Source organism: Microbulbifer sp. GL-2, from assembly GCF_007183175.1.
Lineage (GTDB): Bacteria > Pseudomonadota > Gammaproteobacteria > Pseudomonadales > Cellvibrionaceae > Microbulbifer.
Genome location: NZ_AP019807.1, coordinates 4,370,487 through 4,395,046 on the forward strand (window position 1 = coordinate 4,370,487; position 24,560 = coordinate 4,395,046).

26 protein-coding genes and 1 tRNA gene are annotated in these 24,560 nt (G+C 47.5%); 3 read left to right on the plus strand and 24 right to left on the minus strand.

The window, feature by feature from the left end:
- Positions 1-175: 175 nt before the first annotated feature.
- From fabG to GL2_RS18860, 5 genes are all read right to left on the minus strand, one after another.
- On the minus strand, positions 176-931 hold the full coding sequence (gene fabG / locus GL2_RS18840; protein ID WP_232053685.1) for a 3-oxoacyl-ACP reductase FabG: 756 nt from the start codon (positions 929-931) through the stop codon (positions 176-178).
- Between the two features lie 46 nt (positions 932-977).
- Positions 978-1,922, minus strand: a complete 945-nt coding sequence (fabD, locus tag GL2_RS18845; RefSeq protein WP_143732273.1) for an ACP S-malonyltransferase — start codon at positions 1,920-1,922, stop codon at positions 978-980.
- Positions 1,923-1,974: 52 nt separating this feature from the next.
- On the minus strand, positions 1,975-3,021 hold the full coding sequence (gene plsX / locus GL2_RS18850; RefSeq protein ID WP_143732274.1) for a phosphate acyltransferase PlsX: 1,047 nt from the start codon (positions 3,019-3,021) through the stop codon (positions 1,975-1,977).
- A gap of 3 nt (positions 3,022-3,024) precedes the next feature.
- On the minus strand, positions 3,025-3,219 hold the full coding sequence (rpmF, locus tag GL2_RS18855) for a 50S ribosomal protein L32 (RefSeq protein ID WP_020415201.1): 195 nt from the start codon (positions 3,217-3,219) through the stop codon (positions 3,025-3,027).
- Positions 3,220-3,293: 74 nt separating this feature from the next.
- Entirely contained in the window at positions 3,294-3,836 is a 543-nt protein-coding gene (locus GL2_RS18860; RefSeq protein WP_143732275.1) for a YceD family protein, read from the minus strand.
- A 107-nt stretch (positions 3,837-3,943) separates the two neighbouring features.
- Between GL2_RS18860 and GL2_RS18865 the strand changes: the two genes are divergently transcribed.
- Entirely contained in the window at positions 3,944-4,558 is a 615-nt protein-coding gene (locus tag GL2_RS18865) for a nucleoside triphosphate pyrophosphatase (protein ID WP_143732276.1), read from the plus strand.
- On the opposite strand, the gene GL2_RS18870 is transcribed toward GL2_RS18865, so the two are convergent.
- Positions 4,533-5,177 (minus strand): HAD-IA family hydrolase, encoded by a 645-nt coding sequence (locus tag GL2_RS18870; RefSeq protein WP_143732277.1) that lies wholly within the window; start codon positions 5,175-5,177, stop codon positions 4,533-4,535. The genes GL2_RS18865 and GL2_RS18870 overlap by 26 nt on opposite strands.
- A gap of 13 nt (positions 5,178-5,190) precedes the next feature.
- Positions 5,191-6,186, minus strand: coding sequence for a 23S rRNA pseudouridine(955/2504/2580) synthase RluC (rluC, locus tag GL2_RS18875; RefSeq protein ID WP_232053686.1), 996 nt, complete (start codon positions 6,184-6,186; stop codon positions 5,191-5,193).
- An 801-nt stretch (positions 6,187-6,987) separates the two neighbouring features.
- On the opposite strand from rluC, the gene rne reads away from it, so the two are divergent.
- Both rne and GL2_RS18885 read left to right on the plus strand, forming a co-directional pair.
- Positions 6,988-10,023, plus strand: a complete 3,036-nt coding sequence (gene rne, locus GL2_RS18880) for a ribonuclease E (protein WP_143732279.1) — start codon at positions 6,988-6,990, stop codon at positions 10,021-10,023.
- 165 nt (positions 10,024-10,188) lie between these two features.
- Positions 10,189-10,276, plus strand: a tRNA-Ser gene (locus tag GL2_RS18885).
- A 143-nt stretch (positions 10,277-10,419) separates the two neighbouring features.
- Here GL2_RS18885 and GL2_RS18890 read toward each other — a convergent pair.
- The 17 genes from GL2_RS18890 to GL2_RS18970 all read right to left on the minus strand — a co-directional run bounded on the left by GL2_RS18890 (position 10,420) and on the right by GL2_RS18970 (position 24,181).
- On the minus strand, positions 10,420-10,809 hold the full coding sequence (locus GL2_RS18890) for a LexA family transcriptional regulator (RefSeq protein WP_143732280.1): 390 nt from the start codon (positions 10,807-10,809) through the stop codon (positions 10,420-10,422).
- A gap of 90 nt (positions 10,810-10,899) precedes the next feature.
- Positions 10,900-11,634, minus strand: coding sequence for an SOS response-associated peptidase family protein (locus tag GL2_RS18895; RefSeq protein WP_143732281.1), 735 nt, complete (start codon positions 11,632-11,634; stop codon positions 10,900-10,902).
- 335 nt (positions 11,635-11,969) lie between these two features.
- Positions 11,970-13,805 (minus strand): right-handed parallel beta-helix repeat-containing protein, encoded by a 1,836-nt coding sequence (locus GL2_RS18900; RefSeq protein WP_143732282.1) that lies wholly within the window; start codon positions 13,803-13,805, stop codon positions 11,970-11,972.
- A 68-nt stretch (positions 13,806-13,873) separates the two neighbouring features.
- Positions 13,874-14,251, minus strand: a complete 378-nt coding sequence (locus tag GL2_RS18905) for a hypothetical protein (protein ID WP_143732283.1) — start codon at positions 14,249-14,251, stop codon at positions 13,874-13,876.
- 12 nt (positions 14,252-14,263) lie between these two features.
- Positions 14,264-14,878, minus strand: coding sequence for a hypothetical protein (locus GL2_RS18910; protein WP_143732284.1), 615 nt, complete (start codon positions 14,876-14,878; stop codon positions 14,264-14,266).
- Positions 14,878-15,525: a DUF6682 family protein gene (locus GL2_RS18915; protein WP_143732285.1), complete on the minus strand. Its 648-nt coding sequence runs from the start codon at positions 15,523-15,525 to the stop codon at positions 14,878-14,880. Before GL2_RS18915 ends, GL2_RS18910 begins: the two co-directional genes overlap by 1 nt.
- Positions 15,512-16,132 carry a hypothetical protein gene (locus tag GL2_RS18920; protein WP_143732286.1) on the minus strand — a complete coding sequence of 207 codons (621 nt, stop codon included), beginning with the start codon at positions 16,130-16,132 and terminating at the stop codon, positions 15,512-15,514. The genes GL2_RS18915 and GL2_RS18920 overlap by 14 nt, the downstream gene beginning before the upstream one ends.
- Positions 16,133-16,388: 256 nt before the next feature.
- Positions 16,389-16,796, minus strand: coding sequence for a hypothetical protein (locus GL2_RS18925; protein ID WP_143732287.1), 408 nt, complete (start codon positions 16,794-16,796; stop codon positions 16,389-16,391).
- Positions 16,797-17,282: 486 nt separating this feature from the next.
- A complete protein-coding gene (locus GL2_RS18930) occupies positions 17,283-17,624 on the minus strand; it encodes a DUF6508 domain-containing protein (protein WP_143732288.1) in 342 nt (113 codons plus the stop codon).
- 107 nt (positions 17,625-17,731) lie between these two features.
- Complete coding sequence (locus GL2_RS18935) at positions 17,732-18,046, minus strand: hypothetical protein (protein ID WP_143732289.1); 315 nt, start codon at positions 18,044-18,046, stop codon at positions 17,732-17,734.
- A 333-nt stretch (positions 18,047-18,379) separates the two neighbouring features.
- Complete coding sequence (locus GL2_RS18940) at positions 18,380-18,763, minus strand: SMI1/KNR4 family protein (RefSeq protein WP_172621205.1); 384 nt, start codon at positions 18,761-18,763, stop codon at positions 18,380-18,382.
- A gap of 94 nt (positions 18,764-18,857) precedes the next feature.
- Complete coding sequence (locus tag GL2_RS18945; protein WP_143732291.1) at positions 18,858-19,256, minus strand: hypothetical protein; 399 nt, start codon at positions 19,254-19,256, stop codon at positions 18,858-18,860.
- Positions 19,257-19,345: 89 nt separating this feature from the next.
- Entirely contained in the window at positions 19,346-19,720 is a 375-nt protein-coding gene (locus GL2_RS18950; RefSeq protein ID WP_143732292.1) for a hypothetical protein, read from the minus strand.
- A gap of 124 nt (positions 19,721-19,844) precedes the next feature.
- Positions 19,845-20,093 (minus strand): hypothetical protein, encoded by a 249-nt coding sequence (locus GL2_RS18955; RefSeq protein WP_143732293.1) that lies wholly within the window; start codon positions 20,091-20,093, stop codon positions 19,845-19,847.
- Positions 20,094-20,382: 289 nt separating this feature from the next.
- Entirely contained in the window at positions 20,383-21,783 is a 1,401-nt protein-coding gene (locus GL2_RS18960) for a hypothetical protein (protein ID WP_143732294.1), read from the minus strand.
- A gap of 85 nt (positions 21,784-21,868) precedes the next feature.
- Positions 21,869-22,351, minus strand: a complete 483-nt coding sequence (locus GL2_RS18965; RefSeq protein ID WP_143732295.1) for a hypothetical protein — start codon at positions 22,349-22,351, stop codon at positions 21,869-21,871.
- A gap of 72 nt (positions 22,352-22,423) precedes the next feature.
- Positions 22,424-24,181 carry a hypothetical protein gene (locus tag GL2_RS18970; protein ID WP_143732296.1) on the minus strand — a complete coding sequence of 586 codons (1,758 nt, stop codon included), beginning with the start codon at positions 24,179-24,181 and terminating at the stop codon, positions 22,424-22,426.
- Between the last annotated feature and the right edge of the window lie 379 nt (positions 24,182-24,560).

A 24,560-nucleotide genomic window follows, 5' to 3' on the forward strand; every position in this document is an offset into this window, starting at 1 on the left:
GTATTTCACCAATTCAGTTAGCGGTGATAACGACCGGCTCACACAGCTTTTGGATAATTCAGAGGCCATTGTACCCCAAGTTTTTGGGGATGTAATGCACGGCCCTGCACCACCATCAGCAAATAACAAAATACTCTAAAAATCAATGACTTAAAGAGATATTTTCAAATATATATCAGGTCATGTACATGCCGCCATTGACATGAATTGTCTCGCCAGTGACATAGCCACCGGCATCACTCGCCAGGAAGGCTACCACAGATGCGATCTCCTCAGGCTGCCCAAGTCGGCCCAGGGGAATTTTTCCAAGTAGCGCTTCGCGCTGAGCTTCGGGTAACACCTTGGTCATGTCAGTATCAATAAAGCCCGGAGCTACAGTATTCACGGTAATTCCACGGGAGCCGATTTCGGCGGCCAGAGAGCGAGCAAATCCAGCAACCCCAGCTTTGGTGGCCGCATAATTACTCTGCCCCGCATTCCCCATACTGCCGACCACAGAGCTAATATTTATAATTCGCCCCCAGCGCGCCTTAGCCATGTCCCGCAGACATGTTTTAGTCATGCGAAAGACTGCGGACAAATTCGTCTCCACAACAGAGTCCCATTCGTCGTCTTTCATACGCATTAACAAATTGTCTTTGGTGATACCAGCATTGTTTACCAAAATGGTCGGCACACCAAAGTCATTCTTCGCTGCAGCATGCACCCCGGCAACACTCTCGGCGCTGGTGACATCCAGCACCATTCCGGCCCCCTTGATACCTTTCTCAGCAAAGCGCGCGCTGATTTTTTCAGCGCCGCCTTCACTAGTGGCAGTACCAATCACTGTCGCACCTTGACCACCCAGCATATCTGCAATTGCCGCACCAATACCACGACTGGCGCCGGTAACCAGGGCCACTTTACCCTCGAGGGAAATCATTAAGCTCATACTTGCTTTATCCTTATTCAGCTAATGGCAGCCGCCATTGCACGACTTAAACCGCTGTAGTTCTCAGTGCTTCATTAAAGCTGGAAGGGCTATCGATGCTATGACAAGCAACACTGCGATCAATGCGCCTGGTCAACCCAGACAACACTTTACCAGGCCCACACTCAACCAGCTGCTCAGCACCATCATCGATAATCTTGCGGGTGCAGGCGGTCCAGCGCACCGGTCGATAGATTTGCTCGATCATCAGGGCCTTGATTGCCACTGGGTCTGACTCAACTTTCGCATGGACATTGTGCACAACAGGAATTTCAGGCGCATTAAATTTTGCCGCCTCTATCTGCGGGGCAAGTTTATCCGCCGCCGGGCGCATCAACTCAGTATGAAATGGCGCACTCACAGGCAGAGGCATGGCTTTTTTCGCGCCAGCCGCTTTACAGGCTTCAATCGCTCGCTCAACTGCGGCAGCGCTGCCGGCAATAACAATTTGCCCAGGGGAATTGTAATTTACAGCTGAAACCACTTCTCCCTCTGCGGCCCCAGCACAAGCAGACTCTACCACCTCATCCTCAAGGCCAATGATCGCAGCCATGGCACCGGCCCCCACAGGAACCGCTTCCTGCATCAAGCGGCCGCGCTCCCGCACAAGATGTACAGCATCCTTGAAATTCAGAACACCAGAACAAACCAAAGCAGACCATTCGCCCAGACTGTGTCCTGCCATGCGTGCAGGCACAGCACCTCCGCGAGCACGCCAAAGGCGATACAGAGCAACACTGGAAGTTAAAAGGAGAGGCTGGGTGCGCTGAGTGAGGTTGATCGCCTCCTGCTCACCGTTCTGACAGAGATCCCAAAGGTCATAACCCAGGACCTCTGAAGCTTCGGCAAAAGTGGCTTGGATTTCGGGGGCCTCCTGAGCAACCTCAGAGAGCATACCGATCTTCTGAGATCCCTGCCCCGGAAAGACAAATGCAAGCGCAGCATTAGTCATAAAATATCCTTAAACCTATTTGGCAAATTTCTGTAGGAGGGGAACGTACTTCTTACCCCACTTCCTTTGAGTTTCGCTCACCGGCCTGCGCCATGGCGGCACCGACTTTGGCGGCCAGGTTGGCATCAGCACACTCCTTCGCCGTCACCATTGCCCGGTAAAAAGCCTCGCTACTGGCTCCTCCGTGACTTTTGATCACGTTACCCTTCACCCCTACAAAGCTGGCGCCATTATAGCGGGCAGGTTCTACCTGTGTACGCCATTTTCGCAACAGCTTTATGGCTAATTGGCCAAAAAAACGCTTGAAACACCCCTTTTTTTCAATAGTGAATGCTTTTTGACCCATTAGTCGGATTACGCCTTCGGCGGACTTCATTGCCACATTGCCCATCAGGCCATCGCAAACCACCACATCCACAGAACCGGTAAATATGTCGTGCCCTTCAACAAAACCCACATAATTCACCTTCGGATCTGCCTCAAGCATCTCTGCAGCACGGCGAATTTCAGCAGTCCCTTTGTGCGCCTCGGCACCAATATTCAGCAAGGCAACCTCAATATTCTCACGGGGGAACCCTGTATGGATGTGTTGGGCCTCTATCCCCATGCGCGCAAACTGCAGCAGGTCTTCCGCACTACAACCGACATTCGCACCGAGGTCCAAAAGATAGCAGGAGCCATGACCCGATGGGACCGACTTACCCAATGCAGGCTTCCGGACACCGTCAATGTTACCCAGAATACTGCGACTCAAAGCCAAAAGCGCGCCGGTATTTCCAGAGGTGACCACCGCTTGGGCATCGCCACAGGCAACTGCTTTTAACGCCTCAGCCATAGTGGATTCACGCTTATGGCGCACGGCCTGCAGGGGATTGCACTCCTGCGTAACCACTTGTTCGCAGTCGACAATTTCGAGGCGGTCTAAAAATGGGGGCTTGTGTAGCTCCAGGACAAGAGCCTCGAGCTGGGCGCGGGGACCAAATAACTTCAGCTGCGCCTTGGGGAAGTTTCGCAGGAATCTAACACAGGCCGGAACGACAGAGCGGGGACCTAAGTCCCCGCCCATAGCATCCACGGCCAATCGCAATTGGCTGGACAAAGCTTACTCTTCTTCGGAGCCGCCGCCGATTTCGATCACTTTGCGACCGCGATAGAAACCATCTTTGGTCACGTGATGACGACGGTGCTTCTCACCGGTAGTCGGATCTACGGAGAGAGTTGCACCTGCACCCAGGGCGTCGTGAGAGCGACGCATACCGCGACGGGAACGAGTCTTCTTGTTTTGTTGAACAGCCATTGCTAGCTCCTAAAATAAACAAATTTCGCTGGAACCGGGGCGCCTACCGGCGAGCCCAAACTCCCCAAATAAATCTAGGATTTACCCGAGGAACCCTTCAACTGCTCCAGCACTTTAAAGGGGTTTTCCCGTTGCTCACCTGCTTCCGCCTTCTCCTCACCAACGTGAAAGCTCTCCTTGGAGACACATTCCTCATTGTGATAAGCAACCATCGGCAGATTGAGCAAAATTTCATCTTCAAGAACCAGGTGCAGATCCAGCTCATCGCCATCCTGAATCACCTGGTCCAGATCCTTGGGCAGGGCTTTACCCTGCTCCTCGGTCCAAACGATACCCCAGCAAAACTGCGCCTCAACCTGTTCGCGCACAGGGCGCAAGCAGCGTTGGCACAGCAACTCAACAATGCACAGCACTTTGCCGCTTACCGTGAGATGACCTTGCAGGTCGCGCCCAAACTGCAGTTCAGACACAATCTCCCCATCCACAGACTCCACAGCTGCACGCAGCCGATCCAGTGACTCCAATGGCAAAATACCATCCAGATACTGTTCGCGCTGCACCAATTTTCGAGCATCAATGCTCTTCGGCAATACTGATTTTGAGGGGGCTATCGACATAAGCGCGCAATTCTATGGACTCCCCCTACCCTTGTCAAAACAATTAAGGCACTGCAGTATCCCCCAGTCACAAACTTCGACCAGTCAACCACGGAAACGCCCCAAGAATGGCCTTCTCACTGATACTAGCCTCAAGCTCCCCCTACCGCAGAGCACTGCTGCAGCAATTGCGCCTCCCCTTTGGGCACGCCGCACCCCATATAGATGAAGAGGCAAAGCCTGGAGAGAGCGCCAACTCATTGGCATTGAGGCTCGCGGAGGAAAAAGCTCTTGCACTGGCACCAATCAATCCACAGTCTCTGATTATCGGCTCTGACCAGGTAGCTGAGTGCGATGGCCGTATTTTGGGCAAACCCGGTGGCCGGGAGCAGGCTATAGCGCAACTGAGCGCCTGCTCAGGCAGCCGGGTTACTTTCTATACCGGCCTATCTGTCTTTAACAGCGCAACTAGAAGACAAATTAGCTCGGTAGAGACCTATACCGTCCACTTCCGCCAACTCAATGCAGGGCAAATAGAGCGATACGTAGAACTGGAGAAGCCTTACGACTGCGCGGGATCATTTAAGGTGGAAGGGCTGGGGATTACCCTCTTTGAAAAACTGGAAGGTTCAGACATAAATACACTGGTGGGCCTCCCACTAATTCGCCTGGTAGACTTTCTTGGAGAATTCGGCGTCAGCCCATTGGCGCCAGTAGCTAAGGGGTCAGGGGCGGCCAGCTGAGCAGGCCGGAGAACTCATCAATTATCGCTTTCGGGCGACTCCCTTGTAAGCGCGAAGGGCAGTGCGCGCCGTAACTAACCCCAATGGAAGGCATCTCAATTGCTGCCGCCATGTCCAGATCGTACACTGTGTCGCCAACCATTACCGCCTGCTCAACGGTACGACCAGTTTCCGAAAGTAACTCGTTAAGCATCAATGGATCAGGCTTGGAAGCCGTCTCATCAGCACAGCGGCTAGCGACAAATAAGTGCCCCATTCCATGCTCCTGAAACTCGCGATTGAGACCCCTTCGACTTTTCCCGGTTGCAACTGCCAGCTGATGCCCAGCACAAAGCAACCTATCAAGGGTGTCCAGCACCCCATCAAATAATGGCAACGGCTCAATCCGGGCGGCCATCCACTCCTCTGAATAGAATTGACGCAAAGCCTGCTTATCATCGCTTGCCGCTTCCGGAAATAGTGTTGCAACCGCCTCTGGCAGGCCGAGCCCAATAATATTGCTTACCGCCTCAGGCTCAAGTACCGGCAAGCCCGCTCTCTTAGCGGCGCCCAGCATACAAGCCACAATTCGGGACTCGGAATTACAAACCGTGCCATCCCAATCGAGAATCACCAACATACAACTTGCAATCCTATTCTTGCCTCAATTTCTTCAGCAACACCTCCAACTCCCCCGGCAGAGGCGCCTCAACATGAACCTCTTCCCCACCAGGGAGCGTGCAACGCACCGAGGCAGAATGGAGAAACAGGCGTTTCAGCCCGCGACCGCGGAACTCTCGATTCACCTCATCCGGGGTGTACTTGCTATCACCCGCAAGGGGGCAACCCACAAACTGGGCGTGAACCCGTATCTGGTGGGTGCGCCCTGTCACAGGAACAGCAGAGAGTAAAGTGGCCGCCTTAAAGCGCTCCAGCAGCTGGAAGCGCGTTTCAGAGGACTTGCCCTCCGGGTGAACCGACACCATCCGCTCACCACTTTTCAGAGTGTTTTTGCGTAGGGGAGCCTCTACCAGCCGCCGACCACGGGGCCATTTGCCCACAGCGAGAGCCAGGTATGATTTGCCGATTTTGCCATTGCGCAGCTCAGACTGTACATGCTGTAACACTGCGCGCTTACGCGCCACCATAATGGCTCCACTGGTATCCCGGTCTAGGCGATGCACCAGCTCGATGAAGCGGCTCTGCGGATACATCTGCCGCAGTACCTCAATCAAGCCAAGCCTCACACCACTGCCGCCGTGCACGGCAAGCCCCGCAGGCTTGTTAATCACTAACAGCCCATTGTCATCGTACAGTATGGATTCTTTCACCAGCTGGCGCAGCTGCTCTCCCGCAACCGGTGCCGGCGCCTGCTCTGCCGCACGTATTGGCGGTACACGCACCACATCACCCGCCACCAGCTTGTATTCCGCCTTCACCCGTCCTTTATTTACTCTTACCTCACCCTTACGCAGGATTCGGTAGACTCTTGAACGGGGCACACCTTTAAGGCGCGCCTGCAAAAAGTTGTCGATCCTCTGCCCGGCCAACTCATCCGGCACAGTCAGAAACTGTACGCCGCCAGAGGGATTCCAGGTGTCAGAGGGGGTATCGGCCTCAGCCGTTTTAAGGGGGGGTATACTTCGCATGACGCGCATCATAGCGCCGCAGCAAGGACAATTGAAGCACCCTTCTGCCCGTGCTATATTCGGCCGGCCTGAATTCGGCTGGTTTTCGGCCACTGGCAGCTTCCCACATGAAGAGATAGCCATGGCTTCAGAGAAAATACCGCTGTTCGGCCGGTGCGCGGGAATGCCGCGTCATTGATAAAAACTCAGCTGATGAGCGCCTCCCGACAACGAGAACCTTATGGGGGCCTCAGCGGCAAAAACATCCCACAGTTAAGTGGGTAAATATCGCGAAGGTAAGACGGGCCGTGACCCGCAGCGCTTGAAAGGACGACTCATAAACTTGCGTCCCGCTCTGTAGAAAATAATGCCAGCGACCGCACTGGCAACCTGGATATTCCAGCTTCCGCATATCCAGCGAACAAAATACAGAAGATAGATATCGGCCAAAAGCCGAGCTACAGAGCCAGCTATATTGACGCAGACCTTGTCACCCAGCTAGAAACTGACCGAAGGGTGGCGCCCAACCCTGCCATGGGAGCCTATGGCACAGGTACAGGGCAGTACTAACAAAAGGTACTTAAGGAAGAAAGGTACTAACGGTACCAGCGGATAACAGCACAGCAATGCTTATCCGGAGTTTTTGCAGTGAGAACAATGGGCGAACACTCGTCTCGAAAAGCCGCGTAGATCGAATTTGCGGCAGAGAAAGTGCCACCCTTTTCCCTGCCCCGCCATCTGGTCCTCTCCGGATGGCGGCCAACAAGCAAGCCTGCAAACAGCGGTGTCATACCTTTGCGCAACGCAAGGAAAACGACACGCATGAAAAGAATGCTAATCAACGCAACCCAGCCTGAGGAGTTGCGTGTAGCCCTGGTAGACGGCCAGTGGCTATATGATCTGGATATTGAAAATCGCACACGTCAACAAAAAAAAGCCAACATCTACAAAGGTAAGATCACCCGCGTAGAACCCTCTCTCGAAGCCGCATTCGTTGACTATGGCGAAGAGCGCCACGGCTTCCTCCCCCTGAAAGAAATTTCTCGTGAGTACTTCCTCAAACAGCCCAGAGACATTGAAGGACGCATCAAAATCAAAGATGTCGTCAAAGAGGGTATGGAAGTTATTGTGCAAGTGGACAAGGAAGAGCGCGGCAACAAAGGCGCAGCCCTGACTACTTTCGTCAGCCTCGCTGGGCGCTACCTGGTACTGATGCCAAATAACCCTCGCGCAGGCGGCATCTCTCGCCGTATTGAAGGTGATGAGCGTTCAGAGCTGCGGGATGCACTGTCCAGCGTCGAAGTTCCCTCCGGCATGGGCATAATTGTGCGCACCGCCGGCGTCGGCCGCAGCGGCGAAGAACTGCAGTGGGACCTCAACTACCTGCTGAAGCTGTGGGTCGCCATAAAGGAAGAGGCCGACACCTCCAAGGCACCGCACTTCCTCTTCCAGGAAAGTAACGTCATTATCCGCGCTATCCGCGATTACATGCGCGATGACATTGGCGAAGTGATAGTCGATGACAAAGGCGCCTTCGAGCTGGCTGCGGAATTTGCCCGCCAGGTAATGCCGCACTACACCAACAAGGTCAAGTATTACGAAGATGCCATTCCGCTCTTCAATCGCTACCAGATCGAAAGCCAGATCGAAACCGCTTTTGAACGCGAGGTGAAACTACCTTCTGGCGGCTCAATCGTGATTGATGTCACAGAGGCACTGGTATCCATTGATATCAACTCCTCCCGCGCGACCAAGGGCGGCGATATCGAAGAAACTGCACGCAATATCAACCTGGAAGCGGCCGACGAAATCGCTCGCCAGCTACGCCTGCGCGATATGGGCGGCCTGGTTGTAATCGACTTTATTGACATGCAGAGCAAATCCAACCAGCGCGAAGTTGAAAAGCGCATGGAGAAAGCTCTCAGCATGGACCGCGCCCGCGTTCAGGTTGGCCGTATCTCCCGCTTCGGCCTTTTGGAAATGTCACGCCAGCGCCTGCGCCCATCTCTTGGCGAAACCACCTTCCGTGTATGCCCGCGCTGTAGCGGCCAAGGCACTATTCGCGGCACCAAATCCCTGGCTTTATCCATTCTTCGCCTGGTGGAAGAGGAAGCCAAGAAAGAACGCAGCGCAGAGATCCGCGCCATCACTCCAGTGAATGTCGCTACTTACCTACTCAACGAAAAGCGTAAGACGATCTCCCAGATTGAATCCCGCAACAATACCCGTGTTGTTGTTGTACCCAATGCAGATATCGAAACCCCGCACTTCGAAGTACAGCGCCTGCGTGATGACGATACCGCCACCCTGGAAACCTCTTACAAGATTTCCGGAACAGTGGAAGAATCCATCACCAAGAAGGATGAAAAACCCCAGCGCGCCCCGGCCCAACCTGCCGTTCAGCAGATTACCCACACCGCGCCGGCCCCCACCCCGGAAAAGAAACCGGAACCCAGTCTTTTCAGCCGGCTGATGACTGCGATTGCCTCCCTCTTTGAGAGCAAAGAGGAAGAGCCCAAGAAGCACCAGAAGTCAAAAAATCGAGGGAAGGACTACCAGCGCGATCGTGATCGCAATCGCAACCGCAATCAACGCGGTGGTCGCGGTAACCGCAGTGGGCGCCCCTCTCGCCGCAAGGACGATCGTCGCGAGGACTCCAAACGTGATGATCAGCGAGAAGAAAAACAACAGGCCAAGCAATTCGAAGAACGCGAATCTGGAGCTGAGCGCGGCGAAGGCCAGCGCCGTCGCCGTCGACGTCGCACCAACGACAACCGCCGCAGAGACGACAATCGAAATGTAGTGACTGAGAACGAAAGCACCAGCGAATCCATCGAGCAAGCTGACGAAAGCACCGAGCAACGCCCAGCGCGCCGCCCGAGCAATGTTCGTGGTCGCCCGCAAGCTCGCCGTCGCGGCCGTCGTTCAGAAAATCCCGCTGCGTCCTCCGTCGCTCAAAATCAGGAAGAGCTGAACCGTGAAGTGAACGAAGCTATCGATGAAGCGGAAGGTGAAGCCAGAAAATCTCGCGAAACCGCTACCGGGGGCCACAATGAAGCGCCCCAGCGCAAAAGCGAGCGAAGAGAGCAAAGACCTGCAAAGTCCGCCAACCCGGCGACGCAATCCAAACCGGCTGTAGTAGCTCCCACGCGCACACCAATGGCTGCAAAGACTGAGTCCACAGCAGAGCCATCTGCTGAGACAAAACAGGCTGAGCCCTATGCTGCATTTACTGCAAAAGTAGAAAAAGCAGCGGAGGAGACTCCAGCACCAGCACAGGCCAAAGAGCAAACTGCACCTATAACAGCAAAAAAACCTCCGGCTAAAACTGAAGCAAAAGAGCCTGCCGCTCCTACCGTTAGAGAAACGAAAGCAGAAAGCGCTCCTAAAACTCCAGTTAGCGAAAAGCCAGCCGTTCCAGCGGCGCAGGTTGTGGAATCCACGGTCGCAGCAGAAGCTACAAAGACTGTGCCGGAGGACGCCGAGGAAATTGCCTTGACCGAAGCCAGTGCAGCTGCAGAAGCTTTGGAGCAGCGCAGTGAATCAGTCAATGCTGCTGCCCAGGTGGAGGTTGTAGTCGAGGAAGCTGAGGCCTCCGAACTGGCCGCCTCCCCTGCAACCCAGGGACGCGCCAGTAACGACCCGCGCAACAACCCCAAACCATTACTCGAACTGTCCATCGTGACCGAGCACCGCCAGGTAGGCTCCCAGCAACCGCTGGATACCGCCCAACCAGCAGCAATCTCGCACAGCCCTCGTTCACTGTCTCGCCCCGCCAACGACCCCCGTATGGCGCGCCAGACAACCCAGGAAAACACTGACGCGAATAACGACCGCGACTCAGCAGAAGCCGGCTAAGCGAAACCTCTAAAGCCGCCAACCCTACAGGGTTGGCGGCTTTTTTATGCCCGAAGCATTTGTCCGGACTGGTCAATAAATCACCTAACCCATTGAACTACTTAAAAAAAATCATAATGACGCTTGTATGTAGCACGAAGCTATGTATAATGCGCAGCACAATTTGGTGGGGTGGCTGAGTGGTCGAAAGCGGCGGTCTTGAAAACCGTTGACTGTAACAGGTCCCAGGGTTCGAATCCCTGCCCCACCGCCATTTTTAAACATAAAGCCCTGATTTATCAGGGCTTTTTTGTTTCTACCCTCTGCGGTCCCCCACTTGGTCCCCCACTCGGCAAAAGCTAAAGAACGCTCCCCCTATACCCCCGTAGGTGCTTTTCTGACCTCAAGGCCCCCAGGCTAACCGCCACGGTGGTAGCGAATTGAAGCCTTCACCACCCCTTCCACTATTAGCTCCTGCCCTTCCCAAATGGGAATGGGTTTGTACTTGTCATTTGCCGGTATTAGTTGCCCTAACCTTCTATCCAAAATTTTACAGGTCAGCTGGCCATCCAGGGCGACCACCACTACATCGCCATGACCAGGCGTAAGAGAGCGATCAACGATGAGAACATCACGATCAAAGATACCAACGCCTTGCATAGAGTCGCCATTGGCACGAGCCATGAAGGTCGCAGGTGGATTAGTTATTAAATGTTCATCAAGGCTGAGAGCAGCCTCTTTATGATCATCTGCTGGAGAGGGGAAGCCGCAGGCGACACCACTGCTGAAAAGCGGAGATAACTTCATAACAAGCACCAAATACTGTTTATATATACAGCATATGAATATGAAAAGCTGTCGGGCAAGCTTAATACCTGACCAAACAGCCTTCATTGCTCATGCTATCAAGTAATGGTTGTAGGCTACCGACTCACGGTGGCCCTTTAAGAACTCCTGCCAATTATCAGCTGACTGAGATTCTGCTTCTAACCAGGTCTTCATATGGTCTGCCCCTAGAAAGATGGGGCTTCGGTCATGCCCAGCCGCCTTAACCTCTGGAGCTGGATCATCTGTTATCAAGGTGCAGGAGAAGTACCCAACCTCACCTCCCAGAGATTCCCAGTAGTCCCAAAGAATAGGTGCCCACATCAAATCTTTACCCTTTGGGATAAACTGGACTTGAGCCTTCTTACCCTTACGCTCTACCCACTCAAAAAAGCTCGTGAAAGGCAATATACCGTGTTGGCGGCCTATCAGAGGCCTCCAAGTTTTGGCTTCAAGTAATCTATCTAATCGGGCGTTATAAAGACTGTACTTTGTTGCTAGATCCCAAACTGAATTGGACGGGCGTATCGAGTAACGGAGTGGGCGTAGCCAATTCTTACCCCCATCACTTGCGATACCAGGAGCAAAATACCGTGGATATACACGCTCACCAGGCGCTGCAAGCCGGAATTGGCTCACTCGGGGCTGCCCCTTCAGGCCCAATACATGTTTAATCTCCTCCTTGCCTGATGAGTTTTCCCATTCCTGGTCGAAGTTTAATTGCCCCCAAGCCTTCTCATCACGCAAAAAATCAACTGGAAGTTCTGCCAACAAGTTGTCATTAGGAACAGCAAAGGAGTAACACATAAAGGCCCTCCGCACTGTAGAAATCTAGCTAGGTAGGTAAATCTAATAACAATGATAGCAAGCACTTAAATCAGCCAGTGAAGATAGTGCCGCCAGGCGGCACTGTTCTTGACCCATTTATGGGCTCGGTTACTAGGAATACGTATTGGGAGAAAATTTATCAGGGAAAACTGCCCCTGGATACTATGGTTTAGCCCTGGCTCCACTGGCCGTCGAAAAATAAAGCTATCGCAACACACTCTAAGTGCTGCGACACCTTCATAAGTCCAAAAAAAAAGGAAGCCGACAATACACTACTTTTCTAGGGTCGAAAGATCCTAGAAAATGACCCTGTGTTACTTGATCCGCAAAACATCATCCTTTGCATCACCAATAAAATCCCGAACAACAAGCCCACTTATATCATAAGTTGAACTCCCTATCGGCTGCCAAGACCCCACTCCACTTTCAGACACCAGCCACTTTCCGTTCTCTGAAATTAAAATATCCCCCTTTTCATCGCCTACCACATCCCCAACATTCAACTGACCAACTAAAGATTGAGAAGTCGTCAATGACTGCCAGTTTGGAGTACCCTCTGATGCGAACCATTCATATCCAGTGGCTATAAAAAAATCATCATTACTAGCACCTATGATATCTGTTACCAAAATATCATTAGGCCTTACAGTTGATTTCCCCAAAAAAATCCACGCTGACTGTCCTCCATCAGAAGCAAACCATTCCGATCCCGACATATAAATCACATCATCTTTAGCGTCACCTATCACATTGGCAAATACAAGGTCATCTAATGAGTAGTTAGAGCTCGCTATACTAACCCAAGTTTTTACTCCACTTTCAGATACAAACCACTGGCCGTTTTTCACGAGAAATACATCTGTTTTTTCATCACCAATAAGGTCCGCAAACCTCAAGTCAGTGATAGCATACTCAGATTGCGCAAGCGGTTGCCAAGGTTTAATGCCAGCATCCGATACGTACCACTGCCCTTGAAAGCTAGTAAATACGTCAATTTTTTCATCTCCAACAAAATCCCCATAGCGAAGGTTTTCTTTCCCAATCCGGCTAGTATTTATCATCCGCCAGTCTTTCGAAGCAGACTCCGAAATCATCCATTCACGTGTATTTTCCAAATTATTGGAGACATCAAATCGACCACTTCCATAATATTGAACTGCCGATTCAGAGCTGATTTTTGGAAAACTATTATAAGAAATAGATGCGCCTGTATCAGGAACCCCACGAATAACTACATTTGGATACGAAGTCAAACTAAATGAATTATGATGAATACGAATTAGATCACCACCATTTGTGTATCCATCTCCACCATTCTGTCTGTGCATGTCAAAATTGTGGCTACTCCCCCCTGAACCTACCAAATTATAGCGAGCTTCGTAAGTTTGTCCGGGATCACCAGTCCCAGCAATATCATGGCGATTAAAGTCAAAATAGTTTGCCTCGACTAAAACACTACTATCACCATCCACCATTACACCGTACCCAAGTCCTTTTCTACGATTGTGGTGAATATAATTATTCTTAATTATTACTGACAGCTCACCCAAACCGTTATTGTACCCTCTCTCTGTGGCCACACCATAGTAACTAAACCCAGTTATTTCATTATTAGATACTACAACCGGGTTTTGAGCAGTAATCTGATTGTCGCAAATATATATTCCCGATATGAGTGGCTCATCATATGTACTTTCAAGATCACCTCGAATCTCAGGATCTTGGCCATCTAACCGCAATCCTGTAATCGTAATTCCTTCACCCACTGCATTAAACATAACATCATGACTTCCACTATGGGCTTTAGTAATCTTTCCTCCAAGTGATCCCTCACGCCCTCTTCCACTACAAATCGTGATATTTTTAGGAATATTAATAGTGGCACGCCCAGTCAAGTCTATTATGGCATCGTCGTCGATGTAGATAACATCTCCAGCAACAGCACTACTAATAGTATTGATAAACTCCTCCAGATTATTGACGACAGGTTTATTGCTAATGCAATAATCGCTATAACCTTCCCCTCCACCGATAATAGAAGCTCCTTCCGTCAAATAATATTGAGAGGCCCCAAAATCCTCAAGCGCAAAAGCTGAAGGAATGAAAAAAGCAAGGAGCATAGAAATTGAATTATTACGAAAGCGCTTCATTTTAAAAATTCTCAAAAAGTTATACGTTTTCAGCGATACTAGCTCGGGCATTATAGCAAAGCTAGGAATTAATTTAATCGACTCCGGGTGATTTGTTGCACAAAGCGGATACGGCCATACACAATGGTTTTCACTTCCTGTTCACCACCGGGAATTGGCGTAGCCATCTGCACGTCATAGTTATAGCTGGTAGCATTCAGGTTCTCTGTCTGTTCAGCGGTGTAACCGATAAACACCTCACCGTTTTGGCTGTTGGCATCGACCGGAGCAATCACCACTGCCTGCGCGTCAGCCTGATCGTCAGGTACTTGCGGGTTAAGCTTTAAGGTGAACCAAAATGTGCGACCTGAAATATCAATAGGCTCACCACTCTCATCCTTAAACACGAGAGGCAGGCTCAGGCTATCCCCGATCACGGTATCGGTAAGGTTCAGTTTGCTAGCCATCGAAGGACCTATTTAATAGAAATTGCGAGGCTTGGGCTGGCTTCGACGTGGTTGGGTAGAAAACCCACGACCGGCTTTGCGCGCGGCTTGGTCGCGCTGTGAGATATATTGGCCCTGGGCCAACTGGTAAAGGTGCGGTTCGGACCAGGGCTTTTTTGGCATGTTGTATAAGCGGGCCAATGTGCCCTGCTCTATCGCAGTACGATAGTCTATGATAATCCTGCGGGAAACTTTCGTTGCACCAACAGCAGGCTTTACCGCCGCAGACACCTTTAAAAATTGTCCACCAATATTTGTGGAGACCTCTAAAACTCCAGGTTGGGATTGCCACCACCACTGTTCACCAGAGAGTGGACCTGAGCGTAGAGTGAGATCTGTACCTTGAGCATCTTTCACCTCCAACACCTTAACAATATCAGTATTGCCAGGGCCTTCCAGGAAATAGCTGGTAATGCCATCGATGGTAAACACATCGGCCAACGGTTCACGCCAATAACAACTGTGCTCGCAGAAGTCCTGCAACACCAACAATAACTGGTGTCGTATCAGGGGCTCAGGGACATCGGGTACATTGACTAAGATCCCCGGAAAAAATGTATCGATACTGGCAAGTTCATGCTCGAGCATCAGGTTTTATGCTCCGGCTGCCGAGGGGAAACCCGAGCTTCGTTCTGCACTTTTATCCCAAGGAAGTTAAAGAAGTTGGTGTAATGCTTCCGACTACGAGACTCGTTGGGCGTGCCTTCAGTGTCTTCGCTGAACAAGCGATAGAGTGCATATTCAATCAGGGCCGGGCGATATTCATCGCCGACCGTCGTTGTAGCACTGGTCAGATCGCCGTACTTAAGCGGGCGCAGCACTAATGTTGCCACTATCGAACCGGCGACAACCGGCGGAAACAATTCGAAGACCCTGGGATTGCGTTCATCATAAGCGTACTGGCGGGCCTCCTCGACCAGGTTAGCACTGCGCCAACTCGGCGAGATCAGATCCAGATGCTCTCGAGCAACCATGCTGATTCCACGCCCTGGAGCGGCGAGAGATCCGTTGTACTTAATATCCATCACTCGCAGATACTCGGAAGGAACCTCCTGGCGGGCACCATCAGCCGTGGCTATCTCTACATCCTTTGCCGTCGCTTCAGGCTTATAGGCAACAGTAACAAGCTCAGCATCGTAGAGCGCGTTACTTATTGCAGTATCACTGTACAAGTCAAAGCCAGCATCACGAAGCATTCCACGAAGTTCTGCGATCAGATCGCTAACGGCCGCCACTGACCTGTCTCCAAGCCTTCTTTACATGCACTGCAGCAATGGATTCATCTCCGGCCAACTCCCGCACCTTGGCGACAATCGGTTTACCGGTGGTCGGCGAAAAGTGCTCAGCATCCTTGGGCATTGAGCGAATGAGAGTTACCAAATCAGCCTTGCGATTTTGAGGCTTAGCTTCGGGAACAACTGGCTTTTCCTCGGGGGCCTCTGCCAACACTTCATGCTCTGTTTGAGGAAAATTCATCAGCTCCGGATCATTTTCCTCATGACCGATTTCTTTTACCGGCTCACTCGTCAGGGTTGGCTGCCCAACTGCACGACGCTCATTGGGTGGAGCATCATTCTCTTCATCATGTACAGAAGCCTCCGCTTGTAGCGGTGGTTTATCTACCGAAGCAATACCGATCGCTGGGCCATAACCATTACCAGCGGCCTCCTGTTCGCTGGCAGCACACCAAACAAACTTGTGCCTCAGGAGTAATGCAGATTTATTGCGCGGAAAAGGCTGCACATCACCATTGCCCGCCCAAAGCGTACTGGTTCCGCAAACGGTATCCTTCTTTATTGGCTTATCGCCAATATATTTAATCAGGACTGTGGGTTCAGTCATAGGAAATCTCCTAAATATAACCCGCCATGACAGGCTTGTGGGAATTGATGCTACGACATATAAACTTACAATTTATTTTCAAAACAACAGGGTCATCAATATTAGATTATTTAACTTCTACTTTATTTAAAGTAGCCATCTGCATTCCACACACACTTACAATTCAAATGTGTATAACAGTTATAGAAAACGCCAAACTCGAACAAAATACGGCATTTGGTCACCGCACTATTAGTTTTAAAAAACGGTATGAAACTCACTTTAAAAACCATAAATCCAGTGATTTAGCCCGAAGAATAATGAAGCACACGAGGTAGCAAACAGACTCTAACAGCCCTGTATAAAAGACCATTTTGCTAACAGGGTCAGCAACAGTCATAAACATCACAACAATAGCAAGCATTAAAAAAGTATACTGAGGGTTACTTCTTGCTTTGAGCAAGTCATGTGAAATCCAAATGACGATAGCTAGCCACACTAGATTAAAGCCAATAAAAATAGGATCATTAAGCTCTAAATGCCCTTCACTCATAGCGACGAGTAACGAACTGAATATCGTCAAAATGAATAAAAAAATCAACATCGATAAAACTATTTTTACAAGAGCCGGAACTGGGCCTGCCGGCTCTGCAACTTGTGATTCTGGTGGAGAGTAAAGACTCATAAGTATCCTCTAACGTCACTAGCAATTGTGCGATAGCCTGTACGACGCTCGCAAAGCATTGTCAGTTTCTTAATCAGGCTGCAGAAACTTGCACAGCTAATCTTACTTGATTTTTTTATTGCATTTAGACCAAATAAACTGTGCGAAACTACGGAGCGCTATAACCACAACAAAAACAATAACACCAACAAAAATAAATACGCTATCGCTAATAATACCCGAATTATAAGTTGGCACTTTTTCACTATCAAGCTGAAGAAACAACAAAAACCATAGTGAGAACCAAACAGCCAAGCAATAAGTGAGCAACCTTTTCCCCCAAGGAATTACTAACGGAGAAAAAATACTAACTATAAGTATTGTGAGAATCAGGCATGTCATAACTTACATTTACACATAACGACGCAAGCAGCTGTAAGGGTCGGATGATAGCGATACCGCCATCACAAAATCGATCAGTGGAATAGATGGCAGATGCCTTATCTGTTATGAAACACTTAGCACCTGCAATCTCTTTATCACAGGATCTAACATCTTCTCTTCGAGAATTTTTACCCATGAGCCATCACCAAACCTCTCAGATCTGGCAGCCGCGGTTAGCACCCATCTAACCTCTTTGATAGAGGCACTTTCGATAGTATCTAATATCTCACGTGTTCTGACAGGTTTGTAATCGTTTGCGATCCACGGATCTAATTGCAAAATCCGCATGAACTCGGATATTTCATCAGGATAGACTGGGTAGTGATCACTCTTATCAATATTTGGAACTTCTGACATTGCTGAATTATAAGCTGAGACCAAATCCTTAACATCTTTGACATTCATTCCTATATTATCCTTTTGTATAATTTTCTAAGCTCAAGCGAACGAAACGCAGTCTAGCGAGTCCAGTCAAATGCGTTTTTTGCATTTGGCGATTGTGCAGGCCTTTGTTAGCTTCGTTTTCCAAATACAAAGTGCTTTCCCTCCACTGTACCTAATGTTGGGAGCATATTATCCATGCCTCCTTTTATGGTTTTTCCACTTAGGTCCCATTCAACCTGGGGAAGCCAATAGTCAAGCTCCTCTCTGTTGTCGTGGCACTTAATGGGCATGCTTTCATCAACCTTGCTTCCTGAAAAGGTTGGCCCAAAATTAAAGCATGGCCAAGCAGGCCTCCACCAGTACATATCGGGAAGCCCTGTTGCTTTACCTTTGCGGGGAATATCAAAAGCAGTAATGGAGCCACTATGGCTTTTGTAGATCATTACGCTCCATTTATAGCCTCTGATTGAATCACCGTAGTTTGGGTGATCAAAAATTATAAATTCGCCATTATTAATCTTTGATATATCTAGCCTAAACAGGGTTGCTTCAGCTTTAGCATTAGGCTGAAGCGATGAAAAAAAGGCACCATAGAGAAAACAACCCCTATTAATAGAGTTGTTAAAACTAGAATCGATAACGATTTCTTTCGATTCATATTTAAGCTAACGCCGCCATAAACGGATGCCGAAGCAACGCGTAGGCAGCCCGGTGAAGGCCGTTTTTTGGCCGAAACGTATTTAATGACTTTGTTATATGCTTTCGGTTAAAATTTTCTACTCTTCAAGACAGTCATTGATATATTCTTCAATGTTTGAAGCTAGTTCCATACTTGAAATTTCTTTGTGATTAAAATCCTCTTCATGATCTGCGATATATATAGAAGTATCTTGTTGGCGTAAATTGATAAAATAATAATTTCCGAAGCCGTCGAAGCCTATTGCAAAAAAATGATTTGGCCAATAATCTTGATAACAGAAACCATTTTCACGAAGCTTCCGGTTAGTTTTTATAAGCCAGTCTAGGTCTTTTACAAGTTGTCCTTCAATACGATCTGGATCATCAGATGGTGGGAATGGATAATTTATAAGAGCATCGGTATAGAAAGATGGCAACTCAATGTCAAAGGTATTATTAATTGTATTAATTATATTTCTCATGTGTTTGTGCATTACTCACGTATAACGCCGTCAGCATGGGCCGGAGCACACAGTGCGGAGGTCCAGCCTCAAAGGGGCGCCTTTAATTGTCTTGTTATGCATTTTTGCTCTCAATCGTTGGGATTGCATCAGAAAGTATAGAAATGCAACCATTTGTGGTACCTACAAACCACTCTTTAATGTCTATAGCTTTACTTACATTTAGCACGCCAGGCTCGCAAGCTTCTCCATTGCTCCAACCGCCTGCCAAAACTTGAAAGACGTGAACAGGTGAAGCAAAAGCGCCACTTTTCCAGTAGCACATTAGATCGCCTTCATCTAGATAGCGATAGCCGCGAATGAATTCAAAATTTACAATGAGGCACATACGGTTTCCCTTAACATCAACCGTATCCACAGAAATTGTTAAACCATTTTCATCGTCACTAACTATGAAAATATCACTTTCATGTTTGTCTTTTGTGTGTTCTGGGCCAAATGCTACAACTTTCATGAAATCAATCTATCCGATCCATATTCGAGCAACTTGTTGCGAGTCCAGCACACGAAGTGCGCGATTGTGCCGGCAGTTGTTAGGCTTTTTCAGTTTTCATGAATCGAAATACGGCCATTAGATACAGAGAACGTAACTTTTGGGTCATATTCGCCGTCTCTCCATCTCCCCATGCTTCCATCGGCTTGATTCATTCGCCAAGAAATTCTGTTACCGCTTATTTTGCAGTCGTAATAAAAACGTTTACCGTCACTTGCTCTTGTTTGGTTGATTCTTACCATGCCGCCTTGGTCTACGGCCTCGTTACGATCACCATTCATCGAGGAAAGATATTGGATAGCAGCTTTGCAAACATCCGTTTTCGCCACGCCATTTAAGGATGATGAAGAATTATCGCAAGCAAATAGCACTGAAGCAGCAGCAAAAACAATAATAGATTTACTGAATTTAGACTTTAACAACATAGTCAAAATTTCCTTTTAATGGTGCAGGCCTTGAGAAGCCTATCGTTCGCATTTGCGGAGGGTTAAGCGTAGCGTAAGCCGTCCGGCCGCAATAGCGGCGAACAACATGCGCTTGTTAAGTGATTTAACACCCACCATCACCACCCCCTCCATCTCCACCACCAAAACCTCCCGAATCACCACTGCCAAAGTAACCACCAGCGCTAGATCCCTGAGTTACTCCAAACTTCACAACAAACCACAGTACACTGTAAATTAGGAAACCCGTAAATACCAACGGAGCGAAAACAGAATTAAGCAATTTTTCGGAAGTAAGATCGATCATGTACCAAGACCCAACTAGGCCGGCAAGATTAATTATGGATGATTTCATTTGCTCTCCTTGTATCACTTAACTAGGGTGTAGAAAAACTCCACGCCACTTTTCCTATTGTTATTCTATGTGAAAATTAGAGTGTTCAGCTAAGAAAACTTACTCAGAATTCACATAGAGCTGTCTTTTTTGCCCATAATTTGATCAATTTTGATAGATCAGACAAGCAAATTAGTTTTTCTACATCCTGAACGCATCGTTAAGAGGCAATAAAATAGCTGGCTAAAATTAGCGACGAAGGAGCAAAAGCCAACTGTTTTTTTGTCCTTTTAAACGATTTGTTAGAGCTTTACTCTACAAACACCTTAGGTATCTGAGGCGCACCACACCACTCTGCAATAGAATTATATTTACAAGCTAGAGATTTTAACTTATCTGCACCACAAGAAATATTTTCAAAGAATTTGCTTGCATCACTGCCAACAGTTGTTGCCTCTTCTATAAAGCGCTTTAATTTTGTAAATCCAATCGAAGATTTGACTTCATCTGGAGAGGCAGTTGAATTTATGTGATCTACAGATTCATTTAAATCTAAAAGTCTTAACTCCGTACCTGCATCATTGCCACTCTTTGATATTAAAGATTTAATCTCATCAGCAACATCTAAAATATCATTATTTATAACTGTATTATTAGTTTGGCTTGTAGTTACGTTTATTACTGGAGACACTGTAAGTGCAGGCGATTGCGAATTACCACTAAGTACATTTTCAAAAAGAGCTTTTAAATTGGACAGCTCTTCGCCTTTATGAGCTAACAAGTCTCTCTGACCTTCAATTTTTGTATATGCAACTCTTAGTTCCGTTTTAAGTTCTATAACTTTAAGAGCATCGTCATATAAGCTTTCAGGTGGTTTTTCACCAATCACAACTAATTCGTATTCTTGAAGTGCTTTTTCAATTATTTCCCTATTACCGTCCTTAGTTTCTATTATCATTCGAACATTGAGATCATCTTGTTCTATTTTTACTTTAGCTTCCTGCTCTGGGTATTTTTCTCTGAGAACTGTACCGAAATAGCTAAGTATTCCTAGGCCAGCGCTGTGGTACTCTGGAGGAAACTCTATTGCCCTATTTATTACTATCTGCTTTTCTGCGATCCCTAACTCGGATTCAATATTTACAACGTCAATATCCCCTTCTTCAAAAGAAATACCTATAACTACAAACGGATGAGAATGAGATAATGGAGATAAAGCTTTTAATTCAGCAACTGTCTTTTCAACATTAGCTGTCATCATACCTGGTCTTCGTTCGCCCCAAAGGGTGCTTTCCGCATCCGGAGTTAACATGATAGCCACTGGAATATCAATAATAGAGTTCTTGTAGGCTATTGGTGTAGAACTAAATAGCCAGCGATTTACCAAATCACGATGAATAATGAAATTTAAAGAAACATCTTTAGAGCAATAACCTAAAGAGCCATAATAACTACGGTTTTCAACATCATCTGATAGGTAACTTCTTGCTTGAATCCAGCTCGATGCTTTTAGAACCTCCCTCCAGCATTTGTTGAATTTATGAGGGCTTAGCTCGTTATTTTTAATATCTCTAGCAAATGGCACTTCCGTTTCTCGTATTTTTTCAACGGTAATACTTTCTATAAAACCATGGATATCGTTGATTTGTTCAATCTTGTTATCCAGTTTTGTCCAAGAATCTTCAAAACTAATAATTTTTCTAATGTACATAATGCCCCTATCGGCAGATGGCAAATGAAAACTCTAACGCCTGTAGTTGGGGCGCGCGTTTACGCGCGTCCCTAACCTGCACTTGTTAAACGTTGGCTGGCACATTACTTAAACCGTTCTCATCAAGTGCGTTGAATATAGTAAGGAAGCCATTTTCCAGCTCAAAGTCTAAGCTATTTATCATGGGTATTATTTTTTCTTCTAATGTCATTGATGACATACCAAGCTTTACATTTAGTATTTTCTTACCGATAGCTTCATTTAATGCTTGGTGAGCATTTTCTTTGTACGGAATTTTTTTTTCGTACGACATGCAATTGTTAATATCAATTTGGTTCTTGGTGATAGATAGACTATCAAATTTTTGCCAACATATTTCTATACGATCACCACCGATGATTAGAATAATGGGCAAGTCTTCGTACCAGGAGTCATCAGGCTCGTACCAACCTACAAAAGTCTTATCAATGCTTTTCCCGATCCAATTCTTGGACCAGCGTTTGACAAGCTCTTCTGCCTTATCTTTCTCAAGCACCCACTCGGGTTTGTATCCCTCAATCCACGACATAATTATCTGAGACGTTTAACGCCGCGTTCACCGGCTTGTCCGGTGCAACGCTTTGTTATCTTTTAAGCATAATTATTGGTTTTTAACGACTTCAATTATCTGCTTCATGGCAGGATCTTCACCCGAAAAGTAGCTCGCGGATGACAGAGATACAGGTAAATGCGGAGCAATCCATATACGATGATCTTCAGCCTTCGAAGCTTGATGATACTGAGAAGAAATTATTCCCCAAACACCACTGTATGGAAGCTTAAACCAACCGGCTTCACCAAGATGGTTCGGCCTGCTCCCACTGGGTTCGCCGACTATGATCGCATCTGTCAGCCGGTTGATATCTGCCAGTAATAAATGTGCGGCTGAAAATGTATTGCGACCAACTATAACGAACAACTTGTTATCTGTATCTTGCTCTACAAAGTGAATTAAAGCTCTTGTGAGAGGAGGAGTAATAGATCCATTTCCTCCACTATTATGTCGCAAATCCAGAATTACATTTTTTATATTGCTTTTCTTAATATTTTGGCGAACTTCGCCACTAAACTCGAAAAGAGATTGTGATTTGCTCTGGGCAACGGCATTTAGCTGTATGTAAAAATAATTATCTTCTCTGTTTTCAAAATACCAGTAATTTTCACTAATCCTTGTCAGATATTCTGGATTATCAGCATTTTCAAGCTCCGGCAATCTCGGAAAACCGCCAAAGCTAAATGGCTCTCCCGAAAACATTACTTTTTCCTCTTCGCCGTTCTCATCAACTAAAGAAAAAGCAATACCTTTGGTGTCCTTCACTACATCTAACCCCTTGAGGACTTCGGGGATAGCTAGATAGTAAGGTCCTAGCCAATATTGTTGCATTTCATTATCTCTGGCATTAATCCTCTCAATCCGCTCCATTACTTGTTCAACAGGAATATTTGCCACTGAAATGACTTTTCGGCCAATTAAATGCCTATAGCGATCGCTAGCTCTAACAATGTAAATACCATCGTTAAACCAGTAGAACTGTACCGGTAGGCGAGTAAAAGCGCCTTTCAGGGAGTTGGTCGGCACAATAAAGTTATGCCCATTACCCACGCTAGCTAGCAGATCCATAAATTGAAATACGATTTGCTCATCGCTTAATTTCGGGATTTTTTCGACGATTAATTTTGCTTTTAATTCGAGCTCCTCGACAAAAACACTATGGTATGGGTCAACGTGAAGACGTTTTATTTCACTTAATAAGAATTGTAAATCATTAGCCCAGGCATCGTTTCTTGATAAATCCGGAGCGAGGAATTCACCTGAAAGCTTCTGAAAGTGTACATCACCAGAAATATTCTCAAATTTGGCGTTGTTAATAAGAGACTTTCTGTCGTCCCACCTAAATTCAAGTGATTTTTGAATCCATGCTAGTGCTTCAGCCTTATTTCCGATAGCGGAATAGGATTGAGCAATTTTGATCATTATATCGTTTGATGGAGATGATGCTGACTTTATCCCTGACATTATTGTGCCAATCTTAAGCGTTTTCTCCAATGCCGGTATCGCCTTTTGATATTGTTCAGCTTGCAAGTACCCATGACCTAATAAAAACCAAGTATCTCCATCGTCCTGATACTGCATCGTCAGTTGCTCTAGCAATGGGATGGCTTTGTCCCACTCACTATTTTTTGCGTAGTCTACGGCTTTGGTTCTCACTGCCCAATACTCAGCACCATTATTCGGAAAATCGATTGAAGCCTTATGGCCAATCGCTTCATTGGTCATGAGATTTGAGTTAGATGCGGACAATACTGGTGCTATTATGCAGGCAAAGCTTAGAACAGTCGTTAATAATATTTTTTTCATCAAGCTAAAACCTAAGTCAGTATTCTGTAGAGAAAGATAACAGTTTAATAAAGAGCCAGTGGCTCTTTATCACCTTGGCTACTATTTCTGGCGTCGCCCGTGCAAGCTCTGAAGAAAATCCACTATTTACAATAGGTTATAGATCTCCAATCATATAGCAACCAGAGATAGTGAGCCACTGCTCAAGTTGCCCAGTTCATCCGTTGGCTCTTTAACAGATTTTGCCCCTCACTAAATCAACAACTTAGAGAGGCTTTTCTGTGGATGTCAGCCATGGCTCTTTAATTCTGGGCTTGGAATGCAGAGCTCTCAGCTGAATGCACGATTGTTTTCCCTACTGGACAAATGAAGCTGCTCTTGACGCCTGACATTTGCCACA

Bases quoted from the DNA above. Each gene is read 5' to 3' on its own strand.
- fabG (WP_232053685.1), bottom strand. From the start codon at position 931: ATGAGCTTAATGATTTCCCTCGAGGGTAAAGTGGCCCTGGTTACCGGC.
- fabD (WP_143732273.1), bottom strand. From the start codon at position 1,922: ATGACTAATGCTGCGCTTGCATTTGTCTTTCCGGGGCAGGGATCTCAG.
- rpmF (WP_020415201.1), bottom strand. From the start codon at position 3,219: ATGGCTGTTCAACAAAACAAGAAGACTCGTTCCCGTCGCGGTATGCGT.
- GL2_RS18860 (WP_143732275.1), bottom strand. From the start codon at position 3,836: ATGTCGATAGCCCCCTCAAAATCAGTATTGCCGAAGAGCATTGATGCT.
- GL2_RS18865 (WP_143732276.1), top strand. From the start codon at position 3,944: ATGGCCTTCTCACTGATACTAGCCTCAAGCTCCCCCTACCGCAGAGCA.
- GL2_RS18870 (WP_143732277.1), bottom strand. From the start codon at position 5,177: ATGTTGGTGATTCTCGATTGGGATGGCACGGTTTGTAATTCCGAGTCC.
- rluC (WP_232053686.1), bottom strand. From the start codon at position 6,186: ATGCGAAGTATACCCCCCCTTAAAACGGCTGAGGCCGATACCCCCTCT.
- rne (WP_143732279.1), top strand. From the start codon at position 6,988: ATGAAAAGAATGCTAATCAACGCAACCCAGCCTGAGGAGTTGCGTGTA.
- GL2_RS18890 (WP_143732280.1), bottom strand. From the start codon at position 10,809: ATGAAGTTATCTCCGCTTTTCAGCAGTGGTGTCGCCTGCGGCTTCCCC.
- GL2_RS18895 (WP_143732281.1), bottom strand. From the start codon at position 11,634: ATGTGTTACTCCTTTGCTGTTCCTAATGACAACTTGTTGGCAGAACTT.
- GL2_RS18900 (WP_143732282.1), bottom strand. From the start codon at position 13,805: ATGAAGCGCTTTCGTAATAATTCAATTTCTATGCTCCTTGCTTTTTTC.
- GL2_RS18905 (WP_143732283.1), bottom strand. From the start codon at position 14,251: ATGGCTAGCAAACTGAACCTTACCGATACCGTGATCGGGGATAGCCTG.
- GL2_RS18910 (WP_143732284.1), bottom strand. From the start codon at position 14,878: ATGCTCGAGCATGAACTTGCCAGTATCGATACATTTTTTCCGGGGATC.
- GL2_RS18920 (WP_143732286.1), bottom strand. From the start codon at position 16,132: ATGACTGAACCCACAGTCCTGATTAAATATATTGGCGATAAGCCAATA.
- GL2_RS18925 (WP_143732287.1), bottom strand. From the start codon at position 16,796: ATGAGTCTTTACTCTCCACCAGAATCACAAGTTGCAGAGCCGGCAGGC.
- GL2_RS18930 (WP_143732288.1), bottom strand. From the start codon at position 17,624: ATGAATGTCAAAGATGTTAAGGATTTGGTCTCAGCTTATAATTCAGCA.
- GL2_RS18935 (WP_143732289.1), bottom strand. From the start codon at position 18,046: ATGATCTACAAAAGCCATAGTGGCTCCATTACTGCTTTTGATATTCCC.
- GL2_RS18940 (WP_172621205.1), bottom strand. From the start codon at position 18,763: ATGAGAAATATAATTAATACAATTAATAATACCTTTGACATTGAGTTG.
- GL2_RS18945 (WP_143732291.1), bottom strand. From the start codon at position 19,256: ATGAAAGTTGTAGCATTTGGCCCAGAACACACAAAAGACAAACATGAA.
- GL2_RS18950 (WP_143732292.1), bottom strand. From the start codon at position 19,720: ATGTTGTTAAAGTCTAAATTCAGTAAATCTATTATTGTTTTTGCTGCT.
- GL2_RS18955 (WP_143732293.1), bottom strand. From the start codon at position 20,093: ATGAAATCATCCATAATTAATCTTGCCGGCCTAGTTGGGTCTTGGTAC.
- GL2_RS18960 (WP_143732294.1), bottom strand. From the start codon at position 21,783: ATGTACATTAGAAAAATTATTAGTTTTGAAGATTCTTGGACAAAACTG.
- GL2_RS18965 (WP_143732295.1), bottom strand. From the start codon at position 22,351: ATGTCGTGGATTGAGGGATACAAACCCGAGTGGGTGCTTGAGAAAGAT.
- GL2_RS18970 (WP_143732296.1), bottom strand. From the start codon at position 24,181: ATGAAAAAAATATTATTAACGACTGTTCTAAGCTTTGCCTGCATAATA.